Raw genomic sequence first — 12,929 nt, forward strand, 5'->3', positions numbered from 1 at the left:
ACTATATGTCTATTATTAAAAATAATAAATAAGGAATAATATGTTAAAAGCAATAATTGTGGGAGCGAGTGGTTATGCAGGTGCTAAACTTGCTTATTATTTAAATAAGCACCCTAATATCGATATTATCGCCTTAACTGTTTCTGAAAATAGCCAAGATGGTGGTAAATGTATTTCAGATCGGGATTTATATCCTCAGTTAAAAGGTATTGTTGATTTACCCTTAATTGCAACCAATGATTATTCTTCCCTTATCGAGCAGGTTGATGTTGTGTTTCTCGCAACCGATCATCTCGTTAGCCATAATATTGTGCCTTATTTTTTAGAACGAGGTTGCACAGTTATTGATTTATCAGGTGCTTTTCGTGTTAATGATACTTCTTTTTATGAGCAATATTATGGTTTTGAGCATCAACATAAAACCTGGTTAGAACAGGCAGTATATGGTTTAGCTGAATGGAATTATAAGGCGATTAAACAAGCACAATTAATTGCAGTGCCTGGTTGTTATCCTACCGCATCACAATTACCGTTAAAACCATTAATTGAGGAAGATCTGCTAGATAAAACGCAATGGCCTGTTATCAATGCAGTGAGTGGCGTTAGTGGTGCAGGTCGTAAACCTTCACTAAATAATCTATTTTGTGAAGTGAGCTTGCATGCTTATGGATTATTTACACATCGACATCAACCTGAAATTGCCACACATTTAAGGCAAGACGTTATTTTTACTCCCCATCTTGGTAGTTTTAAACAAGGTATTCATGCCACCATTACTTGCCTTGTAAAAGAGGGTGTTACATCAGATGATATTTTGGCAGCTTTAAATAAATATTATCACAATAAACCTTTAGTCAGAATTTATCAAAAAGATTGGCCTGCCTTAAAATCTGTAGTGGGTTTGCCATTTTGTGATATTGGATTTGCTTTAAAAGGACGACATCTTATTTTGATTGCGGTTGAAGATAATTTATTGAAAGGTGCAGCAGCGCAAGCGGTACAATGTATGAATATTCGATTTGGTTTTGAAGAAACAACTTCATTACTTTAGGTGAAGTAAATTCAGCGACAAGCTTATTAACAATTTGCAACCTATTCAATTATAAAATGATTAACTTAATTTGAATCAATAGGAAATGAAAATGAAACCATTAATTATTAAACTTGGTGGAGTGTTACTCGATAATAAAGATGCATTAAGTAATCTATTTGATGTGATTAGTAAATATAAGAAGAATTTTCAACGTCCACTTGTTATTGTTCATGGTGGGGGCAGTGTAGTTGATTCTTTAATGGACCGTTTATCCTTACCTGTTGTGCGCCGAAATGGATTACGTGTTACACCCGCTGATCAAATTGATGTTATTGTTGGAAGCTTAGCAGGCAGTGCTAATACTACCTTGTTATCTGAAGCAAAAAAATTAGCGATTCCAAGCGTTGGGCTCTGTTTAGCAGATGGTAATAGTGTTGAAGTTAAACAGATATCAGAAGAATTGGGTTATGTTGGGGAAGCTAGCAGTGGCGATCCTAGTTTAGTAAATTTACTACTTAATTCAGGTTATCTACCCATTATGAGTTCTATTGGTATAACTCAAGAGGGTAAAATGATGAATGTTAATGCCGATCACGCAGCTGTTGCACTGGCAAAAACTTTAGATGCCGATTTGATTTTACTTTCTGATGTAGTTGGTGTTTTAGATGGGAACAAGCAATTAATAGCATCATTAACTCAATCAAATGCCGATAATTTAATTGCTAGTGGGGTGATTACCGATGGCATGGTAGTAAAAGTAAATTCAGCTTTTGAAGCGGCTAAAGCATTAGGTAGACCTATCGATATAGCCAGTTGGAAAGAAGCAGATAAACTGATTGATTTATTTAATGGAAAATCAGGAATAACAGGGACAAGAATTATTGCTTAAATATAATTCAGACAGTATATTAAACTGGTCATTTATATTTACAGTAAGTAACAAACGTCTTTAACTCATTTATTTGTCGTAAGTTAATTAAGAAAGGGTATAACATGAAAAAGAGTGGAACAAAAAAGGTTGTTTTAGCCTATTCAGGTGGTTTAGATACATCAGCAATTATTCCTTGGTTAAAAGAAAATTATGGCGGTTGTGAAGTTTACGCTCTAGTCGCTAATGTTGGTCAAGATCCTAAAGAGCTAAAAGATGTTGAGAAAAAAGCTAAAGCATCTGGGGCAGTAGCTTGTAAAGTTGTTGATTTGCGAGAAGAATTTGTTAAAGATTATGTTTACCCTGTGTTAAAAACAGGTGCTTTATATGAAGGTACATACTACCTAGGCACGTCTATGGCTCGTCCTATTATTGCTAAAGCTCAGGTTGAATATGCATTAGAAGTCGGTGCTGATACATTATGTCATGGTGCCACAGGTAAAGGTAATGACCAAGTGCGCTTTGAAACAACTTATACTGCACTTGCTCCACAACTTAAAGTTATTGCACCTTGGCGTGAATGGGACTTACGTTCGCGCGAAGCTTTAATTGATTATTTAAAAGTACGTAAAATTCCAACAACTGCAACCGTTGAAAAAATTTATAGTCGTGATGAAAATGCTTGGCACATCTCTACCGAGGGTGGTGTACTAGAAAGTACATGGAATCAAGCAAATGCAGATTGTTGGGCGTGGACAGTATCACCAGAAGATGCACCAAATAAACCAGAACTTGTCACCATTGGGATTGAAAAAGGTGAAGTGGTTTCAGTCAATGGCAAGAAATTATCGCCATACAATTGTGTTGCGACTTTAAATAAAATTGGTGCTAAACATGGTGTAGGCCGTGTTGATATTATTGAAAACCGTTTAGTTGGTATAAAATCTCGTGGTTGTTATGAAACCCCAGGCGGCACAATTATGATGACTGCATTACGAGGTTTAGAACAGTTAATTTTGGATCGTGATAGCTTCAAATGGCGTGAACAATTAGGTTTAGAAATGGCTTATGTTGTTTATGATGGTCGTTGGTTTGCACCATATCGTCGTTCAATTCAAGCGGCAGCCGATGTTTTGGCTGAGGATATGACAGGTGAAGTTGTCGTTAAACTTTATAAAGGCAGTGCTACAGCAGTTCAGAAAAAATCACCTAATAGCTTATATAGTGAAGAATTTGCGACTTTTGGTGAGGATGAAGTATACGACCACAGTCACGCAGGTGGATTTATTCGCTTGTTCTCATTATCTTCACGCATTCGAGCATTAAATGAAGGTAAGAAAAAACAACCAGCTAAAAAAGCTGATACTAAAACAACAGCAAACAAATCGAAGACAGCGACTAAAACTAAAAAATAGTTTTAATCACTAAATTTGATAAAACTTAATAATATATACAGGCAAAGTCCTGTATATATTGTTTATGGTGTTAATAGAATTATTAATTAATATATAAAAAAAGCGATTAAATTAAATCGTTTATAATTGATTTAAAGATAATATTTGAGGTAATTATGGCATTATGGGGTGGGCGTTTTAGCCAAGCAGCAGATCAACGATTTAAACATTTTAATGATTCTTTACGCTTTGACTATCGGCTTGTAGAGCAGGATATCATTGGATCAATTGCATGGTCTAAAGCATTGGTGACAGTTGACGTTTTATCTTATGATGAACAAAAAAAATTAGAAAAAGCTTTAAATGAATTATTAGAATCAGTACGACAAAACCCGCAACAAATTCTACAAAGTGATGCGGAAGATATTCACAGTTGGGTAGAGCAAAAACTCATCGACAAAGTTGGTGATTTAGGTAAAAAATTACATACGGGACGTAGCCGTAACGATCAATCAACAACCGATCTAAAATTATGGTGTAAAGATGAAATCGCTCACCTTATTACTGCTATCAATGAACTTAGAAAACGCTTAGTGCTTACAGCCGAGCAACATCAAGAAGCGGTTATGCCTGGCTACACTCATCTACAACGTGCACAACCTGTTACGTTTGCTCATTGGTGCTTAGCGTATTATGAAATGCTAACACGTGATGAAAGTCGTTTACAAGATACGTTAAAACGTTTAGATGTCTGTCCTTTAGGTAGTGGTGCGCTTGCTGGCACCGCCTATCCAATGGATCGTGATGAGTTAGCTCATTGGTTAGGATTTTCTTGCGCGACCAATAATAGTTTAGATTCTGTTTCTGATCGTGATCATATTTTGGAGCTATTGAACAATGCGTCAATTAGTATGGTTCATTTATCTCGATTTGCTGAAGATCTAATCATTTTCAATAGCGGTGAAGCCAATTTTATTGAATTGTCTGATCGTGTAACCTCGGGTTCATCATTAATGCCACAAAAAAAGAATCCTGATGCATTAGAACTTATTCGAGGTAAAGTAGGGCGAGTCGCTGGCGCACTAACTGGGGCAATGATAACCTTTAAAGGCTTACCTCTTGCTTATAATAAGGATCTCCAAGAAGATAAAGAACATTTATTTGATGCATTAGACACATGGCATGAGTGTCTAGATATGGCCGCATTAGTGCTTGAAGATATAAAAGTCAATTATGCTATTTGTCGACAAGCTGCAAAACAAGGTTACTCTAATGCAACTGAACTTGCCGATTATTTGGTGGCTAAAGGGATACCATTTAGAGAAGCGCATCACATTGTCGGCGAAGCGGTTATTAGTGCAATAGCAAAACAAAAAGCATTAGAAGAACTCTCTTTGGATGAATTAAAAATATTCAGCTCGGTTATTGAACAAGATGTTTATGAAAGCCTCTCACTCGAATCATGTTTAGCTAAGCGATTAGCCAAAGGTGGTGTATCACCACAGCAAGTTAAAATAGCCATAGACAACGCAAAACAACAAGTATTATAACTTTCTATCAAAATCTACCTATATAATTTGCCGATGATAAGTCGGCATTTTGATAAAAACCTATTTATTAAACAAATATTTTTACTAAAAATATGATTGTATATCTTTTAAGACAGTGTAAAAATAGAACTCTTTTTGAAAGGATTAAAGTGAATTGCAATGAGTAAAAGTTATAACTTTAGTGCAGGTCCTGCAAAACTACCTGCTGATGTCTTAAAACAAGTTCAAACTGAATTATTAGATTGGCATAATACAGGTGCTTCTGTTATGGAGTTAAGTCATCGAGGTAAGGATTTTGATGCTTGTGCAATTGAAGCAACCAACGATCTTCGTGATATTCTAAACGTACCTAATAATTATAAAATTCTCTTTTGCCAAGGTGGAGCAAGAGCACAATTTGCAGCCGTACCTTTAAATATTCTTGGTAATAAAATATGTGCTGATTATATAAATAGTGGTTATTGGAGCCAGTGTGCCGCCAAAGAAGCAACAAAATACTGCAATGTGATTGAACAAAATGTGGTGATTAAAAACCAAGGTATAACCTCAATCAAACCGATGTCCGAATGGCAATTAAGTGATAATAGTGCGTATATTCATTATTGCCCTAATGAAACCATTGACGGAGTAGAAATATTCGAACAACCTAATTTTGGTGATAAAACAGTCGTTGCTGATTTATCGTCTTGTATTTTATCTCAACCAATTGATGTAAATCGCTATGGCATTATTTACGCGGGAGCACAGAAAAATATTGGTCCTTCAGGAATCACGATTGTAATTGTTCGTGAAGATCTAATTGGTCATGCTCAAAAAGTATTACCTTCTGTTTTAGACTATAAAATATTAATGGATCATGACTCAATGTTTAATACGCCACCTACATTCGCTTGGTACATGTCTGGGTTAGTATTTAAATGGATTAAAAATTTAGGTGGATTAAAAGCGATTGAGCAACGTAATCAAGCTAAGGCACAATTACTTTACCAATTTATCGATCAATCCGATTTTTATCGTAATACCGTGGCTATCTCTAATCGATCTATCATGAATGTAACCTTCTTATCACCAAATGACGATCTTGATAAAAAGTTTGTTAGCGAAGCAACACAAGCAAATATTATCGGAATTAAAGGTCACAGAATTGCTGGTGGGATGAGGGCTTCAATCTATAATGCAATGGATCTTGAAGGCGTTAACTATTTAATCGATTTTATGAAGCACTTTGAAAAACAGTACGGATAATTATTTAAAACTCTATCAAAAAAGGGAGCGCTAAGCTCCCTTTTTTATTTTGCTTAATTGTTGCAGCGGAAAACTTCACCAACCATGACAGCATCTGTCGGGGCGACTTCTGATATATAATTCAATGATGCATCTTGGGCATTATAAATCACATTTCCACCCATAGCGGCAGCTTTATTCATTAAATCTGAAGCGGCATCGCGAATGAGCTCACTGTGTGTTTTTAAACCAGAAAATAGTGAGCTACGACGACCTTCTGCTTTACCAACAAATTGACAACTAGCGGCAGGTTTTGTGTCAATAAATTGGACTTGTCTACCCGCAGAGGTGAGTTGATAGTTAGAGTTACTACAAGCATTTAAAAGTAATGCGGTTGAAATAGCTGCACTAATAAGTAAACATTTTTTGAAAGACATAATATTTCCTCAACCAATAAAACAACGAATAATTATTTATAAAGTTATTGTATCAGGTTAATAGATTAAAAAATATCTGTAATTATTAATCAATATAGATATGGCTACGAGTTAAAGATTAATAATTAAGCAACCCAACCTATTTTAATAATTAATTGTAGCAAATTAAAAATAACTCTATTATAATCGCAACCCTACTAATTAAGTAGCACTTCTCAATATGGCCCCTTAGCTCAGTTGGTCAGAGCAGTCGACTCATAATCGATTGGTCACTGGTTCAAGTCCAGTAGGGGCCACCATTAAACACCTTGATTTATATAAGCATTTAACCATTACTTACATTTATTTCAGTGTTGCCGATTGACCTTTGTGCCGTAAATGTGACGTTATTTGCAAATTCAAGCATATGATCGGCGTTTAAATGGGCGTACTTGTTGACCATCTCTAACGTCTCCCATCCACCAAGATTTTTTAGTGTATAAAGTGGTGTGCCAGCTTGTACATGCCAACTTGCCCAAGTATGACGCAAGTCATGGAAATGAAAATTATCAATCCCTGATTGCTCGCACGCTTGTTTAAAGTCTCTCCGATCAATATCGTAAACACGTCTGTTAGTTGAGCGAGTAAAAACATATTCACAATTATTTCTAAATCTTAGCTTTCTTATTAATTCGATAGCATCATTATTAAGTAATAAAGCTCTGGCTTTTCCCGATTTTGCATTTTCGTTTGTCACGGTAGCCACACGATTAACAAAATCAACATTATGCCATGTCAGCGTAAATATCTCATTCATACGAGCACCTGTAAATAACGCAAAAAAACAAACATCTTTCATCCATTGCAACCGTAAATTGTGAATCAATAAATTTGCTTTTTCTTTCGTTATCCATCTAACACGAACTTTAGGCTCACTATAACGAGGAATATAAGGAACAGCATCAATCCAATTCATTTTATATGCTAAACTAAAAGCCCATAAAATAGTCGAACTTTAACGATTTTTAGTACCGTTTGTTATTTGTTTCTTAGTGTCGTCGTGAAAATTTGGTATAGTGTCTGTTAATTATTTGCCAGCAAAACTAGTGTAAGGATACTTTAAAAAGTATTCTGTGTATGCTTGTTTACAGTCAAATCTCGCTAATGTTCTTTTGTATTGTTAGTCATGTTTGGTCCTTGATTTTTTCTATCCCTTAATCTCTTTTACTCAATCACCTTTGCGTGTGTTCGATGCTTTAATTAACTCCTTTCTTGAGTTATAAATCATTGCCTCGAAAGTTATGTCATTAAACATTTGTCACCATTATTTCCTTTAAATAATAGCTATCGTATACTAAATACTGATTGTAAAAATGTTCTTAAAATTAATTGGATAAGGCCGATATCAAACGAGTTATTCTTCAATAAAAGCTTTATTTTGTACTTTGTGAAGTGCAATTTATTCCACTTTGATTTTTGAACTTCTAAAAACAATATAAAAAAAGTATTATTAATAAAAATTGGTAGGTTAAAAAGGGAGTTTTTTATGCTAAAAAAGATAGTATTACTTTCGATGTTATTTTCTACAGCTGCACAAGCTAAATTTATTCATCCAATGGACTTTGATGGTTCAGAGGCTCAAAAGCAAGAAGTTATCGAATATATTAAGGGTAATGTAAAAAAAGATTATTGTGAACAACTAGACATGTGCCAAGCATCCAATTTGAGAATGATGGAGCAAGAGAATTTAAATGCATTTAAAAAAGCTACTAAGGCTAAAAATAGAAAAATAATGGATCAGGTGATTAAGGATTATTGTAATAGTGGTTTAGATATGTGTAGTTATAGCAACATACTAATGATGTATGAAGAAAACAATAAAGCCGACAAAGAAGAATTATCTTGGTAGATGTTTCATAATATTATTTACAATTAAAAACCGCTACATGAGCGGTTATATAAATAACAAATAATGAAACTGAAAAATTTATGTTAGCCCACTATGCTGAATCGCCTTTTATTAAAAGACATTAGTAATTAAATCTCTTAAACCGAGTTAGCGGTTTTTTTATAGCTAAAATATATACGAAGTAAAGCATGACACTTAAAAGTGTAAATGTTTTATCTGTCGTTAATAGCAAATCTAAAATATCAACACAAATCATCGACGATAATATTTTGTACATGCTCTATTGAGGATACGAGTGCAGTCAGTGTGACCAAAACAGTAATTCCAACAACCACAACTAAAAAAAATCATAATATGAAACCAGCAATAACAGATATAGGACAGTTAGTTATACATATTAAAAGCTGAAGCTTTTTATTTATTCCTTCTTTTCTGAACATGAAAAAAATAGGAACACCCAAACAAATAGTTGAATCTTTTTCGATTCTATTTGGTGTTTATGACAATGCTACGGAACAGTTGGTCGTCGATACTGCCGATAATGTACTAAGCGCATGTTGTGCGAACGATTGTTCTGTTATTACTGGGTATCTGAGAGACATTGATGATAAGTTAACACAAATAGAGGGGTTGTTACCAATTGAAGATAGAATTATTTTTGCTCAACTTTTGTTAAAGCACGGTTTAATCGGCGAGATTGAGAAGAAAAAGAAAAGTGAAAACGCTGATTATAGTGATAAATTTCATGCTAAGGAGTTCGTATACATGGCGGTTGCTCATCTTGGTATGAGTGATACTGATGCGTGGAATAAGTCAATGACGGCATTTGAAGAAGCGATGGAAGCTGAATTTCCGGCTAATGATAAAGAAATTATTTCTCAAGATGACTATGATTCAGCGATGGCTTATGCGGATTCGGCCGTTGGGTTAAATAACTAACCTTTTATTGGCATATAAATAATATGAAAAAATCCATCAGCTTTAAGAGATCATTTAATGATCAGCTTATTGAAATATTATGTTATTATTCTGATGATAAAAATAAACAGGATAATGCGATGAAAATTGAATCTCTCAAAATAGAAAATGTTGGCGGTATATCTAGCTTATCAATTGAGAAATTTGACCCAAAAATGAACATTATTTGTGGTGAAAATGGTATTGGTAAAACTAACATTTTGGATTCAATAGCTCATTGTTTAAATAAAAGTTCGACTTCTATTTTACGAAAGAAAGTGAATACTGAAATTGGGAGGATTTGTATAGAATGTGATTTTAATAAAAACCAAGCGTATACATTCTTAGTTGACTCGTTTGAACCAAGGAATTATGAAGGTAATACTCCAGCTTATCACGAAAAGCTTTATAAGCACTATATGGAAAATTCACCCTATCTAATATATTTAAAAACTGAAAGGTTATTCTCTCATAAATGGATAGACAATTTAAATATTTATGAACAAGTAGAACGCCATTTATGTAATTTAGATGGTGTGTCAAATGAGAATGCAAAAGATTGGTTTATCAAAAACGAATTATTATCTTCTAAACCATATACTAATGATAATGATAAAAATTCAATAGAATTAGCGAAAAAAGCATTCGGCATTTTAAATCAATCCTATTCCTTTTCTGCACTTAAACAAGATATGGAAATTTATATTAATACTCCAACAGGAATTATTCCTTATGAATACTTATCCTCAGGATTTAAAACGTGCATATCTATTGTATGGGGTATTATTAGAGAAGTTCAAATACGTTTCCCAGACATTTTTGTAAAAGATTTTGATGGTGTAGTGCTAATCGATGAAATAGAGTTACATCTTCATCCTGAATGGCAAGGTAAAGTTTGTAGCGTTCTTACAAAAACATTTCCGAACGCCCAATTTATCATCAGCACTCATAGTCCTCACGTTATCCAGACCGCCGAGGCAAATGAAGTTATAGCTTTGTCTGGAGAAAATGGTCATTTAGAAAAAAGAACCTTAGATATTGCACCATATGGCTTTAAAGGTTGGACTGTTGAAGAAATCCTTACTGATGTAATGGGTATGAGAGATACAAGAACAGAATGGTTCAGAAGCAAGCAAAAAGAATTTGATAAAGCTTTAGATGCGAATGATGTTTTAAATGCAAACAGAATATTTGATGAACTTAGATTAAAACTACACCCAAGTAGCACTGACCTTGCATTGTCTCGCTTCCAATTAGATATGCTTAACGGGCGAAGCAAATGATAAAGTTAAACAGAACGCCGTGCCCAGCGTATTTATCAGATGACAAAGTCAAACAATTGACTGAGTAATTTATAAATACAGGCGCTTCTGTTTGGAATAAAGAAAAAATAAAAGAAGCTTTACTCAAGCTGTCTAACTATAAATGTGCTTATTGTGAAACTGAATTACAAGTAGAAGATTCCTATATGGAGGTTGAACACTTTCATCCTAAAAGTCTTTATAAATCAGAAGTAGTATGTTGGGATAATTTATTACCATCTTGTAAAAAATGCAATGGTAACAAAGGGAACCACGATACAGGAAAAGAGCCAATCATTAATCCTTGCAAAGACGAACCCAAAGAGCATCTATGTGTGGAGGCAGCTAGATTATATCCTAAATCTAATTCAAACATGGGGCAGTTAACAATTAATGTCCTTAACTTGAACGATAAAGAAAGATTAATTGATTCTAGATTCAATTTGTGCAATTTCGTTAAGGAAACATTAGAATGTTTATATCATGGCACTATAGATTATAAAGCCCGTAATGAAATTAAGGGATTATTATCTGCATGTTCAGCTGATAAAGCTTTTTCTGCTACAACGTCAAATGTTCTTCATAACGATCCTTATTATTTAGCAATAAAGCAAAAACTTAAAGATAACAATCTATGGGACGAAGAACTAGAAGAGCTTGATATAAACACAAAAAAAATAGCATTAGATCCAAGATAATATATATAATCAATACATCCAACCCGCTTATGCGGGTTTTTTATTGCCCCAACCCATTAAATAACATACCATTATTTAAAAAATTAAGGAGATGATATGAAAAGATTTATATTAATTAGCCTAGTAAGCCTTGCTTTATTCGGTTGCGGTGAAAAAAAAGTTACAGAGGAAATGCTTGTAGGGGATTGGGGATGTACATTTGATAGATACAAAGCAAAATGGGAAAATGGTCTTTTTCAGGATTTTGAATCTTCGCCTAAAAAATCGACAAATAAAACCTTAGTAAGGTTTTATATTAAAGATAATCAGTTTTGGATAGAAAGTGATAAAAAAGTTAATCCTTTTAATCTAAGTAATTTTAGCGGGAAATCATCGATCGCCAAGTCAGCTTTTGGCATAACCACTAAAAACAATAATTCTATTGAATATATATCTTCTGATAAATTTAAAATGAAAATAATTTATGAAAGCAGGGATGAAGTTAATGAAGCTAACAACAACAAAGAGAAAACAGAAATAATATGCGAAAGAATAATAGAGTAAATTTTAATTATTTACTTATGAAAATAAGAAATAACTGAATATTAATCTAAACCTTAAGCCTGAAATCAATTAAATATCGACTACATAAATTAATATTAGATAAAATCTAACCTAGATCACAACCCGCTTCGGCGGGATTTTTATGTCTGGAGAACATATGGCAGATTCACTGTTTCAAGCAATTAGAAATCGATGTCAGAACTAAATATTTAATTAAAGTAGATGGTGTAATAAATATTGGTATTTTTGATTTTTTTAGTAGATATCTATTTCCGCGAATTTCTAATTCAATAAGGCTAGCGAGGCATTATTTAATATTAAAAATAACAGATTAAAGTATCGAAACAGATGAATTATGCACTATAATAAATTAATTAATTGTAACGTTTTTAAATTATGGTGATGATTTTAACCTCGATAGTGATACCCCAGACGTATAGTTACTCTGCTTATTTTCCCGAGAGCTAGTAAATATTAAAAATACATATATTAACTTTGCTTATTATGCAGATGTTAGAATCATACCGAGCAACAGAACATTGGCTAGGAGTGCAGGACTAACACAAATTATGGTATCTTACCCTTATCTAGATGAAGTCATTAAAAAGTTTAAAACTTATTGTTATAATTTTAGTTAGTAATTTTAGCTATATAATTTAAATATTTATTAATATTCTGTTTTATAATATAAAAATGTGTTCTATCAATTATTATGTAAGATTATCGATTGGTGAGTAAGTTATTTTATATATTAAGTGTAAAGCCATAAATTAAAAAAACTGTTATATTATTGGCTTTACTTATTATCACAAGATGAAATAATACATTATTATTTTTTATCATTTAAACATTTATAACAATGACTTAAAAATCCCCATTTTTTGTTTGTTATCTCATTAAGGAATTCTAGGAATGAAGTCGCGATTAACTTTATTTTATATTAAAGCTACATTAAATAGATCTAACTATTCAGACTTTAAAAAAAAATGTACCTCAAGTGTATATCCATTAGCTTACCAGAAATGGGAAAATCCTT

The 12,929-nt window shown here is 33.2% G+C and carries 11 protein-coding genes, 1 tRNA gene and 1 pseudogene; 11 read left to right on the top strand and 2 right to left on the bottom strand.

Going from position 1 to position 12,929, the window contains the following annotated elements:
* Positions 1–40: 40 nt before the first annotated feature.
* From argC to serC, 5 genes and pseudogenes are all read left to right on the top strand, one after another.
* Positions 41–1,051, top strand: a complete 1,011-nt coding sequence (gene argC / locus A9G09_RS04075; protein WP_065633636.1) for an N-acetyl-gamma-glutamyl-phosphate reductase — start codon at positions 41–43, stop codon at positions 1,049–1,051.
* Between the two features lie 91 nt (positions 1,052–1,142).
* The gene (gene argB, locus A9G09_RS04080; RefSeq protein WP_065633637.1) at positions 1,143–1,922 is read left to right on the top strand and encodes an acetylglutamate kinase; all 780 of its coding nucleotides are present in this window, start codon (positions 1,143–1,145) and stop codon (positions 1,920–1,922) included.
* Positions 1,923–2,026: 104 nt separating this feature from the next.
* Positions 2,027–3,244: pseudogene (locus tag A9G09_RS04085) on the top strand (argininosuccinate synthase); the annotation flags it as partial.
* A 227-nt stretch (positions 3,245–3,471) separates the two neighbouring features.
* The gene (gene argH, locus A9G09_RS04090) at positions 3,472–4,845 is read left to right on the top strand and encodes an argininosuccinate lyase (RefSeq protein ID WP_065633638.1); all 1,374 of its coding nucleotides are present in this window, start codon (positions 3,472–3,474) and stop codon (positions 4,843–4,845) included.
* A 159-nt stretch (positions 4,846–5,004) separates the two neighbouring features.
* A complete protein-coding gene (gene serC / locus A9G09_RS04095) occupies positions 5,005–6,090 on the top strand; it encodes a 3-phosphoserine/phosphohydroxythreonine transaminase (RefSeq protein WP_065633639.1) in 1,086 nt (361 codons plus the stop codon).
* Between the two features lie 53 nt (positions 6,091–6,143).
* On the opposite strand, the gene A9G09_RS04100 is transcribed toward serC, so the two are convergent.
* Entirely contained in the window at positions 6,144–6,506 is a 363-nt protein-coding gene (locus A9G09_RS04100) for a DUF4156 domain-containing protein (RefSeq protein ID WP_065633640.1), read from the bottom strand.
* A 222-nt stretch (positions 6,507–6,728) separates the two neighbouring features.
* Here A9G09_RS04100 and A9G09_RS04105 point away from each other — a divergent pair.
* A tRNA-Ile gene (locus A9G09_RS04105) sits at positions 6,729–6,805 on the top strand.
* A 26-nt stretch (positions 6,806–6,831) separates the two neighbouring features.
* Here A9G09_RS04105 and A9G09_RS04110 read toward each other — a convergent pair.
* On the bottom strand, positions 6,832–7,461 hold the full coding sequence (locus A9G09_RS04110; protein WP_065633641.1) for a site-specific integrase: 630 nt from the start codon (positions 7,459–7,461) through the stop codon (positions 6,832–6,834).
* Between the two features lie 570 nt (positions 7,462–8,031).
* Between A9G09_RS04110 and A9G09_RS04115 the strand changes: the two genes are divergently transcribed.
* From A9G09_RS04115 to A9G09_RS04135, 5 genes are all read left to right on the top strand, one after another.
* Positions 8,032–8,394: a hypothetical protein gene (locus A9G09_RS04115; protein WP_065633642.1), complete on the top strand. Its 363-nt coding sequence runs from the start codon at positions 8,032–8,034 to the stop codon at positions 8,392–8,394.
* A 519-nt stretch (positions 8,395–8,913) separates the two neighbouring features.
* On the top strand, positions 8,914–9,333 hold the full coding sequence (locus tag A9G09_RS04120; RefSeq protein ID WP_141671523.1) for a DUF6246 family protein: 420 nt from the start codon (positions 8,914–8,916) through the stop codon (positions 9,331–9,333).
* Positions 9,334–9,356: 23 nt separating this feature from the next.
* Positions 9,357–10,634, top strand: a complete 1,278-nt coding sequence (locus tag A9G09_RS04125) for an AAA family ATPase (protein WP_218056825.1) — start codon at positions 9,357–9,359, stop codon at positions 10,632–10,634.
* 128 nt (positions 10,635–10,762) lie between these two features.
* Positions 10,763–11,350: an HNH endonuclease gene (locus A9G09_RS04130; protein WP_255307656.1), complete on the top strand. Its 588-nt coding sequence runs from the start codon at positions 10,763–10,765 to the stop codon at positions 11,348–11,350.
* Between the two features lie 96 nt (positions 11,351–11,446).
* Complete coding sequence (locus tag A9G09_RS04135; protein WP_065633644.1) at positions 11,447–11,893, top strand: hypothetical protein; 447 nt, start codon at positions 11,447–11,449, stop codon at positions 11,891–11,893.
* The last annotated feature ends 1,036 nt before the right edge of the window (positions 11,894–12,929 follow it).

The organism is Gilliamella sp. wkB292 (assembly GCF_001690235.1).
GTDB lineage: Bacteria > Pseudomonadota > Gammaproteobacteria > Enterobacterales > Orbaceae > Gilliamella > Gilliamella apicola_F.

Coding starts and splice junctions, on each gene's coding strand:
- argB (WP_065633637.1), top strand. CDS start 1,143: ATGAAACCATTAATTATTAAACTTGGTGGAGTGTTACTCGATAATAAA.
- argC (WP_065633636.1), top strand. CDS start 41: ATGTTAAAAGCAATAATTGTGGGAGCGAGTGGTTATGCAGGTGCTAAA.
- A9G09_RS04110 (WP_065633641.1), bottom strand. CDS start 7,461: ATGAATTGGATTGATGCTGTTCCTTATATTCCTCGTTATAGTGAGCCT.
- serC (WP_065633639.1), top strand. CDS start 5,005: ATGAGTAAAAGTTATAACTTTAGTGCAGGTCCTGCAAAACTACCTGCT.
- A9G09_RS04115 (WP_065633642.1), top strand. CDS start 8,032: ATGCTAAAAAAGATAGTATTACTTTCGATGTTATTTTCTACAGCTGCA.
- A9G09_RS04125 (WP_218056825.1), top strand. CDS start 9,357: ATGAAAAAATCCATCAGCTTTAAGAGATCATTTAATGATCAGCTTATT.
- A9G09_RS04135 (WP_065633644.1), top strand. CDS start 11,447: ATGAAAAGATTTATATTAATTAGCCTAGTAAGCCTTGCTTTATTCGGT.
- argH (WP_065633638.1), top strand. CDS start 3,472: ATGGCATTATGGGGTGGGCGTTTTAGCCAAGCAGCAGATCAACGATTT.
- A9G09_RS04100 (WP_065633640.1), bottom strand. CDS start 6,506: ATGTCTTTCAAAAAATGTTTACTTATTAGTGCAGCTATTTCAACCGCA.